Below are 21,494 nucleotides of genomic sequence, written 5' to 3' on the forward strand. Positions count from 1 at the left end.
ATATGAATTCTTTACTTAAAAATAACCATTATATGATGGCTGAGTTACGTTGGATTTATCCTCATTTGGAACGTATTGATCTGTTGTTGCAGCATTACTATTATCAAAAGAGAGATAAATACGATTCCTTACCAGAGAGTTTTTTACTTGCCGAAGATAAGGTAGATCAATATTTGGCACAACCGCAGGGCATTCCTCATTGGTTATCTGAGGAAAGTAATATTGTTAATTGCCAGGGAACCGAAGAACACCTTGCCTCTAATGCTTTGTCACTATTGATCGAACGTTTTGAACTCACTGAATTTGAACGTGATGTTTTATTGTTAGGTTTATTGCCACATTTTGACAGCCGCTATCATGCGCTGTTTGCTGCTCTGCATGGTAATAGCAAAAGACAATGGCCCAATTTTGCTTTAGCGATTGAATTATTTAGTGAACGTCAAAGTGATCGGCAATTACTGCAAAACAGTTTCTTACCACTAACACCATTAATAAGTCATCATCTATTGCGACTCAATAATGACGAAGAGTCTATTTGGTTACAAACACAATTTCTGACTCACAGTGCGGTCTGGCATTTTTTGTCCGGTCAGCGAGTGATTTTACCTCCGTTAATAACCTGTACTTACTGGTGTACTCTTGCCCCACACATCTGGTATCCACCAACGCTTCATCGTCAACTTGAAAAAATATTATTGAATGAAACAGACGAGGTGCGTCCACTGGTAATACTCAGAGGAAAACAGGCCAGCGCCAGAGAATTAGCGGTGAGTAATATCATGGCGTCTCATAGCATTAATACGTTAACCCTTGATTTAGCTCGCCTGACAGATGAAGAGAACTCAACCACAATATCTGACTTGTTAAAAGATGTAGTACGGGAAGCCCGGTTACACGGAGCCTGTTTATTAATCCGTAATTTTTCTTTGCTTGCAGCAGAAAAGAAAATATTAAATAGTGAATTATCTATTTTGCTGAACCAACCAAAATTACGTGTTGTTTGTTTAGTAGAATCAGGGGATTCATTAGTGTGGATTAAACATCTGTCCATGGTGCAAATTAATATGCCTATAGCAACATTGGCAGAAAAAGGAATCATGTTAAAAATAAGCTTACCGAGTAATTCTTCAGATGAGATTAATATCGATAAGTTATGTCATCGTTTTTCATTTACAGCCGAAACATTACCATTAATTATTAAAGAAGCCTGTCAATACCAAATACTCCGGCAACCGGAAGGTCAATTAGAGGAAATAGATTTGTACAAGGCATTAAGTTTCCGCGCTCAACAGAATTTCGGTAAATTAGCTCAGAGAATTACCCCAAAACGCCACTTTAATGATTTAGTGATTTCTGATGAATTGGCTCAACAATTAAAAGAAATTATCGCAGCAATTAATTATCGTGACCAGATTATGAATTCTGGCTTTCAGGAGAAAATAAGCTATGGTACCGGTATTAGTGCTTTATTCTATGGTGAATCAGGGACGGGAAAAACCATGGCGGCAGAGGTTATTGCTGGGTATCTTGGTGTTGATCTAATTAAAGTGGATCTTTCTACTGTTGTGAATAAATATATTGGTGAAACCGAGAAGAATATTGCCCGCATTTTTGACCTGGCGGAAGCTGATTCCGGGGTACTGTTTTTTGACGAAGCCGATGCATTATTTGGCAAGCGCAGTGAAACTAAAGATGCTCATGATAGACACGCTAATATTGAAGTTTCTTATCTTTTACAACGATTGGAAGATTATCCGGGATTGGTGATTTTAGCCACTAATAACCGCAGCCATCTGGACAGTGCATTTAATCGCCGCTTTACCTTTATTACTCGTTTCACTTATCCTGATGAAATATTGCGTAAAAAAATGTGGCAGGCCATTTGGCCTGAACAAGTTAGATTATCGGATGAGATTAATTTTGAACATTTGGCTAAACGGGCTGAGCTAACAGGAGCCAATATTAGAAACGTTGCTTTATTAGCATCGATATTGGCAGCTGAAAATAATAGCGTTCAAATTGAAAATAAATATATAGAACGAGCCGTGATGCTCGAATTAAATAAAACGGGGCGATTGATCTTTTAAACATTTAATAGAATTGGAGTTAATATGATAAATATAATTTCACCTGATAATGCGATTGTTGAGGTTAATAATGCATTAAATGAAATCTTATCTCAATATTTAAATATTTCTGGTCAGAAAATTGATATTCGTTTTGATCTACCCGAAATGGAGTCAATCCCGTCATATCCTACAGTCAGTGTATTTCTTTATGATATACATGAGGATCTACAATTACGTTCTGCCGAACACAGGAATTATCATCCTGCCTCTAGTACATTATTGCCGGGATGGGTAAACATTAATTACAACTACTTAATTACTTACTGGCATTCAAATAAGCCAGCGGGAGATAGCACCAATCCTGATAGCCAGCCTAATAATCAAGCTGCGAAGGTCATGACATGTGTCTTGAACGCATTGATTAATAACCGGCAATTACCTACAATTCCTGGGGCATATACCAGAGTGATCCCACCGCAAGAAAATCTAAATAGTCTGGGTAATTTTTGGCAAGCTCTTAGCAATCGTCCTCGACTTTCTTTGTTGTATTCAGTTACCGCACCGGTAAAACTGCTAAATATTAAAGATGCTATAAAACCAGTTAGCCAAATCTTCTCTTCTGTAAATCAAAAACCGAGTCTAAATAGTTCACAAATAAATCAGATTCTGACAAAGAAATTGTGTTCAGATTTGGGGGGGACAGAAGATGCGTATTTTGCTCTTGCTAAAGTAAATCTGAAAACTGAATTCACCGCAAAGGATAATGAAAGTCAGGAAAATAAAAACGTTATTCTTAATGTTTCTGGCGTTACTCGTTTGGATTATTTATCCAAAATAAGAGATATTCTTGCAACCTGGAAAAATAGTCATAGTGCCATTGTTAATGTAAGTGACACCGGTATTATTATTGAGGAATATTTTGAAGAATTAATTGGAATAAGAGATAATAAATGATTTTTTTATATTAATTAATTATTCCATATGAAAAAGATATTTTGTTAATATATTTATTTGAATTAATTTTCTGTTAACTAAAAATGAAATGTAAGTGATTTGTTCATTGATGTATTGTTCCTTATTGATATGTTTTTTTATTAAAGCCAATAGGTGGTAATATGATGCGAGAATATAGTAACGAAGATGATTGCATAGAAGAAAAAACAAATTTAGTAAAATCTGAAAATGTAGAGGCAGATAACTATCTGGAAATGGATTATCTCACCTGTTTAGTTAATTTAAATGGTATGCCAGAGAAAAAATATCATGGTTTAAATTACATAAAGTTAATAAATGATATTATAAAGCTACATAATGATCCTAAAGGAAATAAGTTACTCTGGAATGATAATTGGCAAGATAAAATCATTGATAGAGATCTGGAAAGCATATTTAAAATAATTGATGAAATGGTTTCTGCATTTGGTGGGCTTGAAAGTTATAAAGATATGGTTGGAGAAAATCCTTATGATCCTACGGAGCCAGTTTGTGGTTATTCTGCACAAAATATATTTAAATTAATGACTGAAGGAGAACATGCTGTTGATCCGGTAAAAATGGCGCAAACAGGAAAAATAAACGGTAATGAATTTGCTGAAAAATTGGAACAGCTCAATAACTCAAATAATTATGTTGCATTAATTAATGACCACCGACTTGGACATATGTTCTTAATTGATATTCCATCAACGAATCGAGAAAGAGTAGGATATATCTATCAGTCAGATTTGGGAGATGGTGCATTACCCGCCCTTAAAATAGCAGATTGGTTAAAATTCAGAGGAAAAGAATCGATTAATGCGAATAAATTAAAGAAATTTTTAAGTCATGAATTCATTATGTTACCTGAGAATGAACAAAAAGAATTAATAGCTGAACTTCTTGACCTAAATAAAGATATATCCAATGTGAAGTTAGGTGAAATTAAAAAAGATAAAGCGGTAGATGTTTGTTTAAGAGAATATGATCTCAATGATTTCATTAGCAATATTGAAAAACTAAAGACTAAATTAGCTTGATTCATACCCAATAGATTTCAAATTGCAGCGCAGCGGCAAGTGAACGCATCCCCAGGAGCATATAACGATGTGACTGGGGTAAGTGAAAGCAGCAAATTGAAAGATGAAGGGTATATATTAACAATAAGATATAAGTTCCTATAACCTTTAAAAAGTTAAATTTGCCAGAAATTTCTTTGTCCATTTTGTAGGGTAATGAAGAATGTGACAATGTTTTTTGACTAAAGTAGCTGTTCAGAGCGCTCTTTATCTAAATTTTTATAATTGAGACGTCAGAACATCGTAATGATAATTCTAGATGTAATAGGCTTAACCATAATAGAGGGTTTATCAATGTTCCAAGATCATATTCGTGATGAAAAAAATAACTCAATCTGGCAAAGGCAAAACTTTAGATAGAATGATAGATTCATTTTATCTGGAAATTCCTAATGTAGAAGCGGTAACCTTGGCTTATCAGAAGCTTAATGATAAATATAAAAAATTTGATGATAAGACGAAGTTAATTCTCAGTTCTTCAAATGAATTTTCGCCATTGCCTGAAAAAAAACGTAAAGGCTTCTCTAAATCTGGTTTAAAAAATAATGGTGTTTTGGATGGAAGTTTTATTTATACAAAAAATGCTTTAAAGAATTTTGCTGCTCATGCGGGATATGAAAATAATGGCCATTATGAAGATGAATTTGTCAATTTTAAGGATAATAAGAAAAATTTAGCAAAAGGAAAGCTGTTTCCTGGTATTAGCCTGATTGAACGTCGTAAACTCTCAAGAGTAAAAAATAAAGACGGAGAATGGGAACCCACCAAAGAAATTGACGAAGCCGAAGCTTATAAGGTCACTGACATTGAGAAATTTATTTCTGGGGTGAAGGGTATGTATCGACAGGGAAACACATTTTTGCATGCAGAAACAGAGGCTTTAATTAGAAAGCATATTGCTAACAATGAAAATATATTACCTACGATGGCGGGTATTGCTGGTTTGCATGCGGAGGTACAAGCACTTAATAATTTATTTATTTCAGGGGATAAAGGAACAGAGAAACGCGAAAAATGGAAATATATACGAGATATGTTGGAATCATCTATTTTTACTCAGCGATTGACAACAGGACAAGCTGGGAAAGATTTTTCTGCTTGCCATAATTGTTCTGGGATATTGTCATCACCAGTCAATGTTATTACCGGTAAGGTGGAAAGTGCGGGGGGTAATTTTTCATCAACATGATCTCGATATAAGACGTCACAAGAATCTCCAATATAAAAATATTGTGAATTTGGAAGTTAATTTTCCTAATATGTTTTTTTACCCAAAAATTAGTAGGTGAGAATATGGAAAGAGAATATAGTGAAAAACAAAAAAATCCCTCGAAGTTAAGTCGTAAGACTGCAATAAGTGAACGTATAGCAGCACTTGAGAGAAACGGATTATCTAACAGCAGTCAACCTGTTCCTCAGTTTTCAAGACCTTATACATCTAATAGACCTGTTGTAAATATTAATCCAGGAAGATCGTCGATTGCTGTAGCTACTGCAAATTCAACATCACCGGTTAATATCCCCACGCCAGCACCTGCAAGTCCTGATAAATTATTATCATCAAATAGGTGTGATACAACGTCTTCAACTTTAACTATTGGCAAATATAAGTTAGAGCTGACAAGTCAAGGAAAAGTCGTTGTTTTTAGAGGCGATAATCGGACTCCTGAACAGATCGGAGCAGCAGGTGGATTCTATCCATGGTCAAAACAGGATGCGGGTAAAATTAAAAAAGAGTTAATAGATGAATTTATTAAAATTGGGCCTTCAGCTCATATGATGGGGCATGTCAGGAGTCCAAATAAAAACTATGTTTCGACGGGTATGAATATGGATTCAGGTGGGTTTGGAGAGCAATCTGAATACCTGTACAGGATGGAAATCCCTGGACTAAAACCGCAGGATATGAATGAAAGAACTCTTGGTGAAAAAATTAGACAAGATAGCAGGGGAATTAATTACCCTCACTTTTTAATGAGCCATTTGACTCTTGCAGAGTCAGAGTTTGTCGCAATGATACCAGCACGCTCTGAAGAGCTTACATTTATCACTCCTATTCCCTTAAGTTATATAACCTCGTACAGGAAAAGAGGCACAAATACATGGCATCCAATGCCATTTAAGAAATAAAATCCTGCAAAAATTACAGTGTTATCAGTACACTGTTGTTCAGCCTCTTAGGTTAAGGAGGCTGGATGATAAATTTTATTGATGATTTTGTGTTTATAGCACTAGATCCAGGATGATGACGCCGCATAAGCCAATTGCCCATTTGGCATAGAACACAATACCAATAACACAAGGAACTGCCAGCACCATTCCAGTTAGCATCATAGCGCCGATATCTACGCCAAAGATACCTGCGACACCCAACGGCGCTGGAGTGGGTGGGACGGCGTGATGGGTAACAACCAGTCCACCCGCCAGGGCTACACCGAGAGTCAGTAGATTACGTTTCCCTTTTTTTGCCAGCGCTTTAGCTAAAGGGTAGAGGATAACGAAAGCGGAATCGACAAAAATCGGAATACTGACAATATAACCGGTAATTGCTAAAGCCCATTCTTCGCGTTTTTTACCCAACCACCGAATAAAGCTGTAAGCTATCTGTTCAGCCGCGCCAGAAACTTCCAGCACTCTCCCCATCATGACACCTAAACCGATAACAATACCAATACTGCCAAGTGTAGAACCGAAGCCTTTAGTGATGACATCAATAGTATTCGCTGCGGTTAAACCACCAGAAATCCCAGCAATCGCGGCGGCAATCAACATTGCCAGCAAAGCATGAACACGGGTACGTAGCACAAGAAAGATTAGGGCAAATACGGCTACACCCAGACCAATGACCGGAATGTAGAATTCCATACTCAACCTCCATTCTGGAACATGTTATTGGTGATGAAAGCACGTATCGTATCGCTGAAAGCTCCATCAGTATAAAAAGCCAGCGACAGACTACGACTGATATCAAAGTTACCCGGCCAACTGAGTTGCACACCGCCACTGATACTAATGACTTTGCCTTCCTCTTCCAGAGTGCGGATATCCCGCCGTACTGTCATATGCGAAACGTTCATCAGTTCAACCAGTGCGCTAATGGAAATTGTGCGATATTCATGTACATAGCGATAAATAAAGTCTCTGCGCTCTGATGGGAGCATATTTTCTCCTGTTATTTCTGTGCCTTGATCAACCAACCCAGACCATCTTCAGTGTAGCCGATAGGGTGGTACTCACAGCCTAGCCAACCTTGATAGCCCATTTCATCCAGTTTATTAAACAACCATGGATAGTTCACTTCACCGCTATCAGGTTCATGGCGTTCTGGCACGGAGGCGATTTGAATGTGACTGAATTTTCCCCATAAACGTTCAATAGTGCGGAGTAAATCGCCTTCCATAATCTGGCAGTGATAAAGATCTAGCTGAATAAAAACATTTTGACGGTTAATTTCTTTAAGCAATATTTCAGCCTGATGCTGAGTTGTCAGAAAATAACCCGGCATATCAAGATTATTAATCGGTTCAATTAATATGTTAATGTTATGTTCCACCATCACATCAGAGGAATGTTGAATATTTCTGATATAACACTCACGTTGTTGTTCTGGCGTAAATTGTTCATCCAGTTTTCCTGCCATAGCATGAATTTGCTTACAGTTCAGAGCCAATGCATATTTCAGAGCGGTCTGTACACCTTCGGCAAATTCTTTTTCACGGCCAGGAATAGAGGCTATTCCTCTTTCATTCGCTGCCCAGTTTCCGGCAGGCATGTTGAACAGAACCTGTGTTAATTGATGTTGTTTTAACAGGACAGACAGGTCTTCAGCTGTTTCTCCATAAGGAAACAGATATTCAACGCCTTTAAACCCAGCTTTGGCTGCGCGGGCAAAACGTTCTTTAAAAGGAACGTCGTTAAACATCATACTTAGGTTTGCCGTAAATTCAGCCATGATGAATTCCTTTTATTCAGTTTTTGGGGTAGAGCGTTTCAAGTTCCTGCACTTGCTCTTTATTTAAAGTAGTGAAACCGTATGGCAATAATGTCAGATACAACCGGGCAGTATCTTCCAATTCTTCCGCATTGAAAAAAGCTTGCCGTAAAGTTTTGCCACCGACAACAGGTCCGTGGTTAGAAAGCAGAATTGCGTTGTGTTTTGCGGCCAGCTTCGCAATTTCCTCACCGATTTTCTCGTCGCCTGGTGGTAGATATTTCACCAGAGGAAGTTTGCCGATTCGCATCACATAATAAGGTGTCATAGGTGGCAGGCAATTATCAGGGTTCAGATTTGGCAGGCAGGAAAGTGCGGTTAACCAAGGCGAGTGGAGGTGCACCACTGCTATATTCTTGTTAGTTTTCTTGAGATGTCTGAGTAGGTATTCAACGGTGGTGGTGGGGGAAGGATGACTCGTCACTGCGTTCCTCGCCCTTGCGGGCCAACGCGTCGCAAGCGTCGCGTTGTTGTTTCGTTGCGCTCAACTCGAACCTTGGCGAAGGTTCTCAACCTTCCCCTGAATGGGGAATATATTCTTGTTAGTTTTCTTGAGATATCTGAGTAAGTATTCAACGGTGGTGGTGGGGGAAGGATGACTCGTCACTGCGTTCCTCGCCCTTGCGGGCCAACGCGTCGCAAGCGTCGCGTTGTTGTTTCGCTGCGCTCAACTCAAACCTTGGCGAAGGTTCTCAACCTTCCCCTGAATGGGGAATATATTCTTGTTAGTTCTCTTGAGATATCTGAGTAAGTATTCAACGGTGGTGGTGGGGGAAGGATTCGAACCTTCGAAGTCTGTGACGGCAGATTTACAGTCTGCTCCCTTTGGCCGCTCGGGAACCCCACCAAGTTTTGAAATGTATCACTGCTGATTACAGCGGGCAGAATCATATCAAATGAGCCGCTGCTGTAAAGTATATATTTAAAAATAAGTTACCGTATGCTGTTTTTTTATCCTTGTTGATCCTGTTGTGAACAAATAGAACCCCACCAGGTTTTGAAATGTATCATTGTTGTTTACAACGGGCGGAGTCATGTCAAATGAACCGCCGATGTAAAGCATGTATTTGAAAATTAAAGAATTATAGTGCGGTTCCCATAAACAAAAACACGTTGAGCAAGAACCCAGTATAAAGCATGACTTAGTACGTTTTTTTCAACGTCTCGGCCTGCTCTCATCATGTCTTCCGCTGTGTATGTATGGTCTATGTTAATGACGTTCTGAGTAATAATTGGACCTTCATCCAGATTGTCATTCACGTAGTGAGCTGTTGCTCCTATGATTTTTACACCTCTCTCGTAAGCCTGATGATAAGGGCGTGCCCCTATAAATGCAGGTAAGAAGGAGTGGTGAATGTTAATGATTTGATTTGGATAATGCTGAACGAATTCTGGTGTCAGTACCCGCATGTATTTGGCTAATACCACGTAATCAGGTTTGTATTGATCGATCTGGGCAATCAGTTTTTCGTCGTGTTGTTCACGAGTTAAATCTTCGTGACTGATTAAATGGAAAGGAATACCAAATTGCTCAACCAATGATTGCAATGTTGCGTGGTTGCCAATAACTGCCGCAATTTCAACATCAAGCCCATCATAAGCGCTTTTCATGAGTAAATCCCCAAGACAATGCGCTTCTTTTGTCACCATAATAACAATCCGACGACGCCCCGCAGAGTTTAATTCCCGTTGAGATCCAACCGGAAGTGCGTCATCTAAATCAGCTAGAAATGTTTCATCGTTGAAGATTCCTTCAAGTTCAGTGCGCATGAAAAAACGGCCAGTGCAATGATCGACGAATTCATTATTCTGAACTATGTTCAGTTGGTGTTTGTAGCAGATGTTGGTAATTTTAGCGATTAATCCTTTCGCATCAGGGCAAATAGTACGCAGAATTTTCTTTTGTATATTTTTGTGTGGCATGAATGAGATGATTCCTTAAATCTTTTTCGTTTCTTGTTTATCTGGTTTTTGTCTGTGGTTTTTAACCACAACATTTTTTGTATTTTTTACCCGAACCACATGGGCAAGGACTATTACGGCCAGTTTGAGGCTTTACACCATCAATATAGTACCAACGCTGATCTATACGAAGAAAACGTGAGCGTTCATGGATAAGTTGTTTATCTTGAGCTTTCTGATCAAGAAAGCAAGCTGAAAATTCAACATAGGCTTCGTTGTCGTCTTTGCCTTTTTCAGTCGCAATTACATTTAACCCAATCCATTGAGTTGCAATAAAACTTTGTTCTATATCTAAACGCCACTTTTCAGCCTGGCAGTCAGGATGCCAACTGGTAATAAGATAATCGACATTGTGTTTTACATAAGCACTGTATCTGGAACGCATTAATGATTCAGCATTGGCCGCAAATTTTATGTTTTGCAGATAAGGGGAACAACAATCTGCAAAATTTATTGCACTACCACAAGGGCATAATTCTGTCAAAATAACTCCAATCTTTTGAGGGTGAAATACCATTTTATGTGTTTTCTATTGCAAAGAAACGTAAGAGAACAAATGATAGTCACTCAATTGAACTAATATGATTGATAGTACCTAAGAAAAGGTGAAAGTCGCAATATTAAGGTAAGGGAGCGCGTTTATGGAAAAAGCACTGGCAGGCAAAGAGATTTTGATTGTAGAGGATGAACCTGTTTTTAGTTCTTTGCTGGCAGGGTATTTGCGAACGTTAGGTGCCAGGGTGTTGGTTGCATCTAATGGTGCTGTTGCACTACAGATGCTGGGAAGTGAAGCGCATATTGAACTTATTTTATGTGATTTAGATATGCCTGTTATGAATGGTATTGAATTTGTTGCGAAATTGACTCATGAGGGTATGAGTATTCCAGTTATTATTATTTCAGCAACCAACAAGATGGCAGAAGTTGATGAAGTGCTTCGTTTAGGTGCAAAAGATGTTTTATTAAAACCCGTTTCAGATCTAAATGAGATAAAAAAGGCCGTGTTGGCCTATTTGCATCCTGCTGTTTTTATGTCCGGTGCGATTGAGCAGAATAATTTGAATAAAGATTGGTTAACGTTAAAACATAACTCAGATGAAGCATTAAATATGCTTAAGCAGTTACAACCCCCGGTTTCACAGGTGATTGCTCACTGTAAGGTCAATTACCGAAAATTAAATATGATTGATAAACCAGGGTTAATTCTCGATATGGCCGCATTGTCTGATAATGAATTAGCTTTTTATTGTCTGGATATTAGCCGTTCAAAAGAGTATGGTGTGATTTCAGCATTATTATTAAGAGTTGTATTTAACAGCTTATTACAAGAACATATCATCCATCATTCTCGGCGTTTACCCAGCATGGCAGGTATTTTGAACAGGATTAATAACTTGCTGGAGAATGCAGGGCTACAAGGGCAATTTCCACTGTTGCTCGGGTATTATCATACCGTTAATAAAACGGTTTTGCTTACTTCTGCGGGGTTACATGCCAGTATTAAATCGGGTAATCGCCAAATTCAATTAGATAGTGGTGTTCCGCTCGGAACATTGCGAACGATTTGTTCGAACCAAGTTTGTTCTCATAGTGCTGAATGGCAATGCCGGATTTGGAATACAGATAGTCAAATAAAATTGATGCTTTCTTCAATGTATTCCAGATGAATATTACCAGAGTGACATTTTGCTTAAAAAAGCAGATATTAAACATCAAGTCACGGTGATGTAATTAAACATAACGGTGCTGTTTATCGGGTAGAATTAGCTGGTATACTCAGTCCATTACGTTTGGAACCTATCTCATTAGGCTATATTTATTGGCTGTTCTTTGTAGTAAAAAGTGGATTTGCTAGTGCTTAGATAAAAGCGCTAGCTTTTGGACGTGCTTAATCTAGTCCAAAAAGAGCGAGTAGAAGCGCGTACTATGTGTATGCGTCCCAGTTTATGCGCTCTGTCTGTGTCCACAATTTATTGGCAAAAGATAATAATGCCTTATTGGAATAGGTTCTGAAAAAGTTAGCACTGATTTTGAGTTGAAGACGGATTTGTTTCAACCAAAAACATCAGGAGATAAGATTAATGCCATCAGTAAACAAAGTAGTTAAGAAAGTCGTTATTCCCGTCGCAGGATTAGGAACCAGAATGTTACCCGCCACGAAGGCGATTCCTAAAGAGATGCTACCTTTAGTGGATAAGCCTCTTATTCAGTATGTTGTCAATGAATGTATTGCCGCTGGCATTAATGAAATTATCTTGGTTACTCATTCATCGAAAAATTCAATCGAAAACCATTTTGATACCAGTTTTGAGCTGGAAGCGATCCTTGAAAAAAGGGTGAAACGTCAGTTATTGGATGAAGTTCAGTCTATTTGTCCAAGCCATGTCACCATTATGCAAACCCGGCAGGGAATTGCTAAAGGGTTAGGACATGCAGTGCTATGTGCGAAGCCGTTAATTGGTGATGAACCTTTTGCTGTGATACTCCCTGACGTTATTCTTGACGAGTATAGTACAGACCTAACTAAATATAATCTGAGTGAGATGTTGGCTCGTTATAATGAAACCGGTGCCAGCCAGATATTAGTAGAGCCTGTGCCTCATGAAGAAGTTTCCAGTTATGGTGTTGTTGATTGTCAGGGAGAAAGTCTTCAACCTGGTGATAGTAAGCCAATCAAACGTGTAGTTGAAAAACCTAAACCGGAAGAAGCACCATCAAACCTTTCTATTGTTGGCCGTTATGTGCTGTCTGAAAGAATTTGGCCGTTATTGGCAAAAACAGCACCAGGGGCTGGTGATGAAATTCAACTTACCGATGCGATTGCTATGTTAATGGAAGAGGAACCTGTGGAAGCATACCACTTGCAGGGTTTAAGCCATGATTGTGGCAATAAGCTTGGCTATATGCAGGCGTTTGTTCGGTATGGTATGAAACACGATGAGTTAGGTAAAGAGTTTACTGATTGGTTAGGGTTAGTGGCTTTACAGAATCAGACTAAAGAATAATTTTGCGGAAATTTAGGTATCATATGAAAGTTACAGTATTTGGTATTGGTTATGTTGGCCTGGTGCAGGCTACGGTTTTAGCTGAAGTAGGGCATGATGTACTTTGTATTGATGTAGATGCAAATAAAGTTGAAAATTTGAAAAATGGTCAGATCCCTATTTTTGAACCTGGCTTGGCACCGCTGGTTAAGAAGAATTATGAAGAAGGCCGTCTGAATTTTAGTACAGATGCAAAGGCCGGTGTTGCACACGGTAAATTACAGTTTATTGCTGTAGGCACGCCTCCTGATGAAGATGGTTCAGCAGATTTGAAATATGTAACCGCTGTTGCCCGTACTATCGCGGAATACATGGAGAGTTATAAAGTTATTATCGATAAATCTACGGTTCCTGTTGGTACTGCCGATAAAGTTAATGCTGTTGTCAATGAGAGTCTGCGTCAGCGTAATCTTGATATCCCATTTGATGTGGTTTCTAATCCGGAATTCCTTAAAGAGGGGGCCGCTATTGCAGATTGTATGCGTCCTGAGCGAATCATTATCGGGTGTGATAACGAAAGAGTCATTGATCTGGTGCGTGAATTGTATCAACCATTTAACCGTAATCATGATCGTATGATTGTGATGGATATCCGTAGTGCAGAACTGACGAAATATGCCGCTAACTGTATGTTGGCAACAAAAATCAGCTTTATGAATGAGATCTCTAACTTAGCTGAAATGCTGGGAGCTGATATTGAACATGTTCGTCAAGGAATTGGTTCTGATTCTCGTATTGGTTATCATTTTATTTATCCAGGTTGTGGTTATGGTGGCTCATGTTTTCCGAAAGATGTACAGGCGTTAATTCGTACCGCGGAGCAAATTGGTTATCAGCCTAAAATTCTTCATGCGGTAGAACAAGTGAATGAACAGCAAAAGAGTAAATTACCTTCTTTCGTAAAACGTCACTTTGGTGAAGATTTATCCGGTAAGACATTTGCTGTTTGGGGATTAGCGTTCAAACCGAATACCGATGATATGCGTGAAGCATCAAGTCGTGTTTTAATGGAAACATTGTGGCAGGCCGGCGCTAAAATACAGGCTTACGATCCTGAAGCTATGCAGGAAGCCCAGCGTATTTATGGTCAACGTGATGATTTGTCATTAATGGGTACTAAAGAGGCGGCCCTTAAGGGGGCAGATGCCCTGATTATCTGTACTGAATGGCAAAGTTTCCGTGCACCAGATTTTGATGTAATCAAAGAGTCTCTTAAGACTCCGGTTATCTTTGATGGCCGAAATCTCTATGATCCTGAACGCCTGCAATCTCGAGGTTTTACTTATTATGGGATTGGTCGTGGTGCATCCATTAACCCAGTTATCTGAGTAATACGATGAAATTCTTAGTGACAGGTGCTGCTGGTTTTATTGGTTTCCATGTGAGCCAGCGGTTATTGCAAATGGGGTATGAGGTTGTAGGTATCGACAACCTTAATGGCTATTATGATGTGAATCTCAAGCAGGTACGGTTAGATCTATTACTTGGCAAGCCAGGTTTTAAATTTGAAAAACTGGATTTAGCTGACAGAATAGCTATTCCCGATCTTTTTGAGCGACATCAATTTCAGCGGGTTATCCATCTGGGGGCTCAGGCTGGTGTTCGCTATTCATTGCAGAATCCAATGGCTTACATTGATTCGAATATAATAGGGCATATCAATATACTGGAAGCTTGCCGTCATAATAATGTTGAGCATTTATTATATTCCTCTTCCAGTTCAGTTTATGGGCTAAATAGAAAGCAACCGTTTTCTACAAACGATTCTGTTGATCATCCAATCTCGTTATATGCGGCAACTAAAAAATCAGACGAATTAATGTCTCACAGTTATTCTCATCTTTATCAGTTGCCAACGACAGGTTTGCGTTTTTTCACCGTATATGGCCCATGGGGGCGTCCTGATATGGCTTTATTTAAGTTCACTAAAGCTATGTTATCAGGGCAGCCTATTGATGTGTATAACCACGGCAATATGGTTAGAGACTTTACTTATATAGATGATATCGTTGAATCAATAATCAGGTTACAAGACATTATTCCCGTGCCAAATGAGAGCTGGGTGGTTGAGGATGGGCAAATATCTACCAGTTCTGCACCTTACTGTATTTATAATATTGGTAATGGTCAACCAACTAGATTAGGTGATTTTATTGAAGCGATAGAAGAGTCATTAGGCATTCAAGCTAAGAAAAATTTTATGCCTATGCAAGATGGTGATGTTCTGTCGACCTGTGCCGATTCAAGTGACATTTTTCAAAGAATAGGATTTGCACCCAATACTTCGGTCAGGCATGGTGTAAAGCAGTTCGTAGAGTGGTATTTGAGTTTTTATCATAAATCTAAATAAGAAAAAGGAGCCAGTTGGCTCCTTTTCTATTGGATCAACGTTAGTTATCAAAAGAAGTAAATAGTTGTGCCTGTTTGATTATTATTTGCCTTGGCATTAGCTAGGTTACAACTAGCTCTGCTTTATCACAAAAGAATGATACAAAAATGCACAACTTGATTAAATCCTTGTCAATGATACTCAAACAAGTTGATATGATAGCTGTTAATTCTTTTGTTATTTAAACAATTTAAATAATAAAACACCCTTCTATTTTGAAAGGGTGTTTTTAATTAAATTAATTTAAAAACAATGAGTTACAGTAAGAAGCTTTCCAGAGTTTTTCCTTCCTCTTCAATTGCTTTTTTGATGACAGCAGGTGTACGTCCCTGGCCAGTCCAGGTTTTAGTTTCACCGTTTGTATCAACATATTGATATTTAGCTGGGCGTGCAGCACGTTTTGTTTTACCAGCAGATTTGCCAGTACTCATTGTTTGAAGCAATTCGCTTGGATCAATTCCTTGTTCAAGAATCATTTTACGAACTTCTTCCAATTTACGTGTGCGTTCTTCTAATTCAGCTTGTACTAGACTTTCTTCTTCACGGCGTTCTTCAACAACGACGGTCAGTTTCTCAAGTATTTCTTCTAAGAACTCAAGGTCACATTCTCTTGCTTGAGCTCGTAAAGTACGGATGTTATTTAAGGTTTTTAAATCGCTCATTGTCCTGGTCTCAAATTATAATGATGATGGCTGATGTGGATATAATAATAGAATGCTATTTTATTTTCTGCAATAGTCAATTTCTCATATTCCGATAAAATGACTCTTTTTTTTTAAACGTAATTTCTTTACAAAAGTTATATAGCGCTTTTTATACAGCTATTTTGATTGTCATTCGACAATAACATGTTCAGGGTACCTTTAAGAGGGTACATGATTATCTCTCTAATTTATAAACCATCTATATACTAAATCGGTAAGTAATTTTAACTGTTTCTTATCATACCTGTTAAGGAAGAATAATACCAAGTTTAAAAAAACTTATGACTAATCCATGAGTTATCCTTGATTTTCTGTTGTCATTTTCTGGCAGTAAATCACGCAGTTTATTAATTTGCATACAATATGCAACAAATGAATCAAGCTTTCATTTGCTTAATTTAAACATGAGCATTTGCCACGCAGATGAGTCTTAATTGCCCGTTTGATGTAATGATGATCATGAATGATTAAGACATCACTAAGCTAAATATTTCACGATATCAACTGATGTAGCTTACTGAGATGGATAATCACGACTAAAGTTTATGGTAAACTCATCTGACTATATGGCTTTATAAATTTTGTTAAGGGGTAGGGCCTATGGCTCAACTTTATTTTTATTACTCTGCAATGAACGCTGGAAAATCGACATCTCTGTTGCAGTCTTCATATAACTATAATGAGAGAGGGATGAGGACGCTGATTTTTACCGCAGAAATTGACACTCGATTTGGAAAAGGAAAAGTTAGTTCTCGTATTGGATTATCCGCTGGTGCACTCCTGTTTAGCCAACAGACGGATATAGGTGAGTTGATCAGAAATGAAAATAAGCGGGAGAAAGTGCATTGTGTGTTGATTGATGAATGCCAGTTTCTTACAAAAGAACAGGTTGAACAGCTGTGTAAAGTGACTGACTACGATGATATTCCTGCCCTATGTTATGGGCTGAGAACTGATTTTAGAGGGGAGCTTTTTAGCGGTAGCCAATATCTTTTGGCATGGGCTGATAAGTTAGTTGAACTGAAAACTATTTGCCATTGTGGGCGTAAAGGAAGCCGTGTATTACGTTTTGATAGTGAAGGTGTGGCCATTTATGATGGTAAGCAGATTGATATTGGGGGTAATGAAAAATATGTGTCTGTTTGCCGCAAACACTATACGGATGTTATCAGTGAAGCGAAGGAAAAACGAAAATACAGCGGTAGTTAATAATTTTTTTAAAGCTTCCAGAGGACGTTTAAGGGCTTATTAGGATTGAGTCGGCGTTTTTATAGAATGAGTTAAAGGGTACTAATATCAGCACCCTTTAAGTGATATTGAGTTAGTTAATGGCTAGTTTTTGCCCGGGTTTTGTGTTGGCTCTGCCGTTTCCTGTGTTACAGTCGTTTCTGTGAATTCACGTCCATAGTATGAATCCAACAATAGTTGTTTCAGCTCAGAAATCAGGGGATAACGAGGATTTGCGCCAGTGCATTGGTCATCGAAAGCATCTTCAGACAATTTATCAATTTTCACTAAAAAGTCCGCCTCCTGAATACCGGCTGCGCGGATAGACGCTGGAATACCCAGTTCAGATTTCATCTCTTTCAGCCATGCTAGCAGTTTTTCAATTTTTGTTGCAGTACGGTCCCCGGTAGCAGATAAGCCAAGGTGATCTGCAATTTCAGCATAACGACGACGTGCTTGTGGACGGTCATATTGGCTGAATGCAGTCTGTTTAGTTGGGTTATCGTTAGCGTTATAACGGATAACGTTACAAATCAGCAGTGCGTTAGCAAGGCCGTGCGGGATATGGAACTCAGAACCCAACTTATGTGCCATAGAGTGACATACACCCAGGAAGGCGTTAGCAAATGCAATGCCAGCAATGGTTGCAGCATTATGAACCCGTTCACGGGCAATAGGGTTAGTTGCACCTTCGTGATAGCTGGTTGGGAGGAATTCTTTGAGTAGTTTTAGGGCTTGAAGAGCTTGTCCGTCAGAGTATTCGTTTGCCAGCACAGATACATAAGCTTCTAGAGAATGGGTGATTGCATCCAGGCCACCAAAAGCACACAGTGATTTTGGTAAATCCATGACCAGATTAGCATCAACGATAGCCATATCCGGAGTCAGGGCATAGTCGGCCAATGGATATTTTTGACCAGTTGTATCATCAGTGACAACGGCAAATGGTGTCACCTCAGAGCCTGTGCCGGAAGTTGTGGTAATCGCTACCATTTTAGCTTTAATGCCCATTTTCGGGAATTTGTAGATGCGTTTACGGATATCCATAAACCGCAGGGCTAATTCTTCGAAATGCGTTTCGGGGTGTTCATACATTACCCACATGATTTTGGCGGCATCCATTGGAGAACCACCCCCTAGTGCAATAATGATATCCGGTTTGAATGAGTGCATTTGTTCAGCACCTTTACGAACGATGCTCAATGTCGGGTCGGCTTCAACTTCAAAGAAAACTTCTGTTTCTATCCCGTGGGATTTCAGCACATCAGTGACTTGATCAGCAAAACCATTATTGAATAAGAAACGGTCTGTTACGATAAAGGCCCGTTTTGCACCATCGGTTGCCACTTCCCCTAATGCGACAGGCAGGGAACCACGACGGAAGTAAATTGATTTTGGAAGTTTATGCCATAACATATTTTCTGCTCTCTTCGCCACGGTTTTGGTGTTGATGAGATGTTTTGGCCCCACATTTTCGGAGATGGAATTTCCTCCCCAGGAACCGCAACCTAGTGTCAGAGATGGAGCAAGTTTGAAGTTGTAAAGATCACCGATACCACCTTGAGATGCGGGTGTATTCACCAGGATGCGTGCTGTTTTCATTTTGTCGCCAAAGTACTTGATTCTTGCTGCTTGATTATCTTGATCGGTATACAGGCAGGAGGTGTGACCAATACCGCCCATTTCAACCAGTTTTTCTGCTTTTTCTACCGCATCTTCAAAACTGTTAGCATGATACATAGCGAGCAGTGGAGATAGTTTTTCGTGAGCAAAAGGTTCAGTTTCATCAATCTGGCTGACTTCCCCAATCAGGATCTTGGTTTTTTCAGGAACATTGATGCCTGCCATTTTGGCAATTTTAGTTGCAGGCTGGCCAACAATTGCTGCATTCAGGCTACCGTTTTTCAGGATAATATCCTGAACTGCTTTCAGCTCTTTGCCTTGTAACAAATAACCACCGTGAGTAAAGAATCGTTCACGTACCTGTTCGTAAACAGAATCCACTACGATAACGGACTGTTCTGAAGCGCAGATAACGCCGTTGTCAAACGTTTTGGACATCAGAATAGATGCAACGGCACGTTTAATATCAGCTGATTCATCAATGACGACGGGGGTGTTACCCGCACCAACGCCGATTGCGGGTTTACCTGAGCTGTATGCCGCTTTTACCATACCTGGGCCACCGGTAGCCAGGATCAGGTTGATGTCTTGGTGGTGCATCAACGCATTAGAAAGTTCAACAGAAGGTTCATCAATCCAGCCAATAATATCTTCAGGTGCGCCGGCCTCAATTGCAGCACGTAGGACCAATTCAGCAGCTTTGTTGGTTGCTTTTTTAGCTCGTGGGTGTGGTGAGAAAATAATACCGTTACGGGTTTTTAGGCTGATTAGCGCCTTAAAAATAGCTGTAGATGTTGGGTTAGTGGTTGGCACGATGCCGCAAATTAAGCCTATAGGTTCAGCAATAGTGATAGTGCCGAATGTTTTGTCTTCGGACAAAATGCCACAAGTTTTATCATCTTTATATGCGTTATAGATGTATTCGGAGGCAAAGTGATTTTTAATTACTTTGTCTTCGACAATACCCATACCAGATTCTGTCACGGCTAATTTTGCTAAAGGAATACGTGCATCAGCTGCCGCAAGAGCGGCAGCTCGGAAGATTTTGTCAACTTGTTCTTGAGAGAAGTTAGTAAATTCACGTTGCGCTTTTTTTACTCTGGCAACCATTTCATTCAGTTCAGTAGCATTAGTTACAGTCATAAAAAACGACTCCTGATAAATATTAAAAATCTTTAATATTAAGTAAATAAGCATTTTCCAGACTATTTAGTCTGGTGATTTTATGATAGCCACAGATTACCATTTGGTATTAAATATATATTGATCTTAATCACACAAATGCAAAGCTGACTCCTTTCAGCTTTGGTGGGTGATAATATGAGAGGAATGGCAAAAGAGTTAATAAAATTAAGTTATTAACCTGGTGAAAATATCGAGTAAACAACTTTTCATATAAGAAATTATTAATTAAAAAATGGGTTATAGCCGATAGAAACCAAAATCTCATCGGTATAATGTAAAGAAAAAATTAAGTTTTCCATAATCTTCTGGTGGATGACCATATGGAAACATGATTACTAATACTGCGTAGTTCAATGAGGAGTTATTTGTGAGTGACTTGCTACTGGATCTTTCTGGTTACATTAAGTTTTTTGTTGGATTGTTTGCGCTAGTTAATCCCGTTGGTATCTTGCCGGTTTTTATTAGCATGACTCATTACCAGACTCAATCTGCCCGTAATAAAACTAATTTTATCGCCAATATTTCTGTTGCCATCATTTTATGGACAGCTTTGCTGTTAGGTGATTCGATCCTGCGTATGTTTGGTATTTCCATTGATTCTTTCCGTATTGCTGGTGGGATTCTTGTTGTGACTATCGCTATGTCGATGATTAACGGTAAGCTTGGGGAAGATAAGCAAAATAAGCAGGAAAAATCAGAAACAGCGATCAGAGAGAGTGTAGGGGTTGTGCCATTGGCATTACCGTTAATGGCAGGTCCTGGGGCAATCAGTTCTTGTATTGTTTGGAGTTCTCGCTACCAGGGGTGGCAAAATTTTATTGGACTTGTGCTAACCAGCGCGTTGTTTGCTTTTTGCTGCTGGTTATTATTTCGAGCCGCTCCTTTAGTGGTCAAATACCTTGGGCAAACGGGAATTAACGTTATCACCCGTATTATGGGGCTGTTGTTGATGTCTTTGGGAATCGAACTGATTGTGACAGGGATTAGGGCATTATTTCCAGGGTTAATCTGATACGACTTGCGAGAAAAGATGTGAATTTTTTTCTAGTCAAATTATAAATTATAATATTCTTATCATTTTTATTATAAAGCTTGTTTTATCGTCTTTTCTCGCTTTTTTTATCGGTACTTCCTGAATTTTATACAAATAATCCAATATTTTTTAAATTATCCTGGTCTGTTTGTTCAATGTGTAACTAGTTGCTTCCACCATGGTTTTGTGATGAATGTAGGTTTTTAATTTGCA

The 21,494-nt window shown here is 38.9% G+C and carries 16 protein-coding genes, 1 tRNA gene, 2 other RNA genes and 3 pseudogenes; 11 read left to right on the plus strand and 11 right to left on the minus strand.

Annotated features, from left to right (window positions below; all coding sequences use genetic code 11):
* Positions 1 to 2 precede the first annotated feature (2 nt).
* The 5 genes from C5469_RS06265 (at position 3) to C5469_RS06285 (ending at position 6,253) form a co-directional block, all read left to right on the plus strand.
* Positions 3 to 2,087 (plus strand): ATP-binding protein, encoded by a 2,085-nt coding sequence (locus C5469_RS06265; protein ID WP_166303818.1) that lies wholly within the window; start codon positions 3 to 5, stop codon positions 2,085 to 2,087.
* Positions 2,088 to 2,111: 24 nt separating this feature from the next.
* On the plus strand, positions 2,112 to 3,023 hold the full coding sequence (locus C5469_RS06270; RefSeq protein WP_166303821.1) for a Pvc16 family protein: 912 nt from the start codon (positions 2,112 to 2,114) through the stop codon (positions 3,021 to 3,023).
* Between the two features lie 161 nt (positions 3,024 to 3,184).
* Positions 3,185 to 4,084, plus strand: a complete 900-nt coding sequence (locus C5469_RS06275; RefSeq protein ID WP_166303824.1) for a cycle-inhibiting factor — start codon at positions 3,185 to 3,187, stop codon at positions 4,082 to 4,084.
* 355 nt (positions 4,085 to 4,439) lie between these two features.
* The gene (locus C5469_RS06280) at positions 4,440 to 5,312 is read left to right on the plus strand and encodes a YwqJ-related putative deaminase (RefSeq protein ID WP_166303827.1); all 873 of its coding nucleotides are present in this window, start codon (positions 4,440 to 4,442) and stop codon (positions 5,310 to 5,312) included.
* 104 nt (positions 5,313 to 5,416) lie between these two features.
* Positions 5,417 to 6,253 carry a hypothetical protein gene (locus C5469_RS06285; RefSeq protein ID WP_166303830.1) on the plus strand — a complete coding sequence of 279 codons (837 nt, stop codon included), beginning with the start codon at positions 5,417 to 5,419 and terminating at the stop codon, positions 6,251 to 6,253.
* Between the two features lie 138 nt (positions 6,254 to 6,391).
* Here the strand turns inward: C5469_RS06285 and C5469_RS06290 are convergent.
* The 9 genes and pseudogenes from C5469_RS06290 to C5469_RS06330 form a co-directional block, all read right to left on the minus strand.
* Positions 6,392 to 6,988: pseudogene (locus C5469_RS06290) on the minus strand (GntP family permease); the annotation flags it as partial.
* A 119-nt stretch (positions 6,989 to 7,107) separates the two neighbouring features.
* A pseudogene (locus C5469_RS23215) lies at positions 7,108 to 7,284 on the minus strand (DeoR family transcriptional regulator); the annotation flags it as partial.
* Between the two features lie 11 nt (positions 7,285 to 7,295).
* Complete coding sequence (gene otnI, locus C5469_RS06300; protein WP_166303835.1) at positions 7,296 to 8,075, minus strand: 2-oxo-tetronate isomerase; 780 nt, start codon at positions 8,073 to 8,075, stop codon at positions 7,296 to 7,298.
* Between the two features lie 16 nt (positions 8,076 to 8,091).
* A pseudogene (locus tag C5469_RS06305) lies at positions 8,092 to 8,484 on the minus strand (class II aldolase/adducin family protein); the annotation flags it as partial.
* A 26-nt stretch (positions 8,485 to 8,510) separates the two neighbouring features.
* Positions 8,511 to 8,648: non-coding RNA, RtT sRNA (locus C5469_RS06310), on the minus strand.
* Between the two features lie 45 nt (positions 8,649 to 8,693).
* A non-coding RNA gene (locus C5469_RS06315) (RtT sRNA) lies at positions 8,694 to 8,831 on the minus strand.
* A 45-nt stretch (positions 8,832 to 8,876) separates the two neighbouring features.
* Positions 8,877 to 8,961: transfer RNA gene (locus C5469_RS06320), tRNA-Tyr, on the minus strand.
* 227 nt (positions 8,962 to 9,188) lie between these two features.
* Entirely contained in the window at positions 9,189 to 10,037 is an 849-nt protein-coding gene (purU, locus tag C5469_RS06325) for a formyltetrahydrofolate deformylase (protein WP_166303838.1), read from the minus strand.
* A 61-nt stretch (positions 10,038 to 10,098) separates the two neighbouring features.
* Positions 10,099 to 10,560 (minus strand): YchJ family protein, encoded by a 462-nt coding sequence (locus C5469_RS06330; RefSeq protein WP_166303841.1) that lies wholly within the window; start codon positions 10,558 to 10,560, stop codon positions 10,099 to 10,101.
* 157 nt (positions 10,561 to 10,717) lie between these two features.
* Between C5469_RS06330 and rssB the strand changes: the two genes are divergently transcribed.
* From rssB to C5469_RS06350, 4 genes are all read left to right on the plus strand, one after another.
* Positions 10,718 to 11,743 carry a two-component system response regulator RssB gene (gene rssB / locus C5469_RS06335; RefSeq protein ID WP_166303844.1) on the plus strand — a complete coding sequence of 342 codons (1,026 nt, stop codon included), beginning with the start codon at positions 10,718 to 10,720 and terminating at the stop codon, positions 11,741 to 11,743.
* Positions 11,744 to 12,157: 414 nt separating this feature from the next.
* Complete coding sequence (gene galU / locus C5469_RS06340) at positions 12,158 to 13,081, plus strand: UTP--glucose-1-phosphate uridylyltransferase GalU (protein ID WP_166303847.1); 924 nt, start codon at positions 12,158 to 12,160, stop codon at positions 13,079 to 13,081.
* A gap of 23 nt (positions 13,082 to 13,104) precedes the next feature.
* On the plus strand, positions 13,105 to 14,448 hold the full coding sequence (locus C5469_RS06345) for a UDP-glucose dehydrogenase family protein (protein ID WP_166303850.1): 1,344 nt from the start codon (positions 13,105 to 13,107) through the stop codon (positions 14,446 to 14,448).
* Between the two features lie 8 nt (positions 14,449 to 14,456).
* Positions 14,457 to 15,470 carry an NAD-dependent epimerase gene (locus C5469_RS06350; RefSeq protein WP_166303853.1) on the plus strand — a complete coding sequence of 338 codons (1,014 nt, stop codon included), beginning with the start codon at positions 14,457 to 14,459 and terminating at the stop codon, positions 15,468 to 15,470.
* 296 nt (positions 15,471 to 15,766) lie between these two features.
* Here the strand turns inward: C5469_RS06350 and hns are convergent, their stop codons facing one another.
* Positions 15,767 to 16,171, minus strand: coding sequence for a histone-like nucleoid-structuring protein H-NS (gene hns / locus C5469_RS06355; protein ID WP_054480421.1), 405 nt, complete (start codon positions 16,169 to 16,171; stop codon positions 15,767 to 15,769).
* A 642-nt stretch (positions 16,172 to 16,813) separates the two neighbouring features.
* Here hns and C5469_RS06360 point away from each other — a divergent pair.
* Positions 16,814 to 17,422: a thymidine kinase gene (locus tag C5469_RS06360; RefSeq protein WP_166303856.1), complete on the plus strand. Its 609-nt coding sequence runs from the start codon at positions 16,814 to 16,816 to the stop codon at positions 17,420 to 17,422.
* 123 nt (positions 17,423 to 17,545) lie between these two features.
* Here the strand turns inward: C5469_RS06360 and adhE are convergent, their stop codons facing one another.
* Positions 17,546 to 20,206, minus strand: coding sequence for a bifunctional acetaldehyde-CoA/alcohol dehydrogenase (gene adhE / locus C5469_RS06365; protein ID WP_166303859.1), 2,661 nt, complete (start codon positions 20,204 to 20,206; stop codon positions 17,546 to 17,548).
* A 409-nt stretch (positions 20,207 to 20,615) separates the two neighbouring features.
* Between adhE and C5469_RS06370 the strand changes: the two genes are divergently transcribed.
* A complete protein-coding gene (locus C5469_RS06370) occupies positions 20,616 to 21,260 on the plus strand; it encodes a YchE family NAAT transporter (RefSeq protein WP_166303862.1) in 645 nt (214 codons plus the stop codon).
* The last annotated feature ends 234 nt before the right edge of the window (positions 21,261 to 21,494 follow it).

The sequence above is a fragment of the Photorhabdus cinerea genome, from assembly GCF_011189575.1.
GTDB classification, from domain to species: Bacteria; Pseudomonadota; Gammaproteobacteria; order Enterobacterales; family Enterobacteriaceae; genus Photorhabdus; species Photorhabdus cinerea.

Excerpts from the sequence above, each read along its gene's own strand:
- C5469_RS06265 (WP_166303818.1), top strand. The coding sequence starts at position 3 with ATGAATTCTTTACTTAAAAATAACCATTATATGATGGCTGAGTTACGT.
- C5469_RS06270 (WP_166303821.1), top strand. The coding sequence starts at position 2,112 with ATGATAAATATAATTTCACCTGATAATGCGATTGTTGAGGTTAATAAT.
- C5469_RS06275 (WP_166303824.1), top strand. The coding sequence starts at position 3,185 with ATGATGCGAGAATATAGTAACGAAGATGATTGCATAGAAGAAAAAACA.
- C5469_RS06280 (WP_166303827.1), top strand. The coding sequence starts at position 4,440 with ATGAAAAAAATAACTCAATCTGGCAAAGGCAAAACTTTAGATAGAATG.
- C5469_RS06285 (WP_166303830.1), top strand. The coding sequence starts at position 5,417 with ATGGAAAGAGAATATAGTGAAAAACAAAAAAATCCCTCGAAGTTAAGT.
- otnI (WP_166303835.1), bottom strand. The coding sequence starts at position 8,075 with ATGGCTGAATTTACGGCAAACCTAAGTATGATGTTTAACGACGTTCCT.
- purU (WP_166303838.1), bottom strand. The coding sequence starts at position 10,037 with ATGCCACACAAAAATATACAAAAGAAAATTCTGCGTACTATTTGCCCT.
- rssB (WP_166303844.1), top strand. The coding sequence starts at position 10,718 with ATGGAAAAAGCACTGGCAGGCAAAGAGATTTTGATTGTAGAGGATGAA.
- galU (WP_166303847.1), top strand. The coding sequence starts at position 12,158 with ATGCCATCAGTAAACAAAGTAGTTAAGAAAGTCGTTATTCCCGTCGCA.
- C5469_RS06345 (WP_166303850.1), top strand. The coding sequence starts at position 13,105 with ATGAAAGTTACAGTATTTGGTATTGGTTATGTTGGCCTGGTGCAGGCT.
- C5469_RS06350 (WP_166303853.1), top strand. The coding sequence starts at position 14,457 with ATGAAATTCTTAGTGACAGGTGCTGCTGGTTTTATTGGTTTCCATGTG.
- hns (WP_054480421.1), bottom strand. The coding sequence starts at position 16,171 with ATGAGCGATTTAAAAACCTTAAATAACATCCGTACTTTACGAGCTCAA.
- C5469_RS06360 (WP_166303856.1), top strand. The coding sequence starts at position 16,814 with ATGGCTCAACTTTATTTTTATTACTCTGCAATGAACGCTGGAAAATCG.
- adhE (WP_166303859.1), bottom strand. The coding sequence starts at position 20,206 with ATGACTGTAACTAATGCTACTGAACTGAATGAAATGGTTGCCAGAGTA.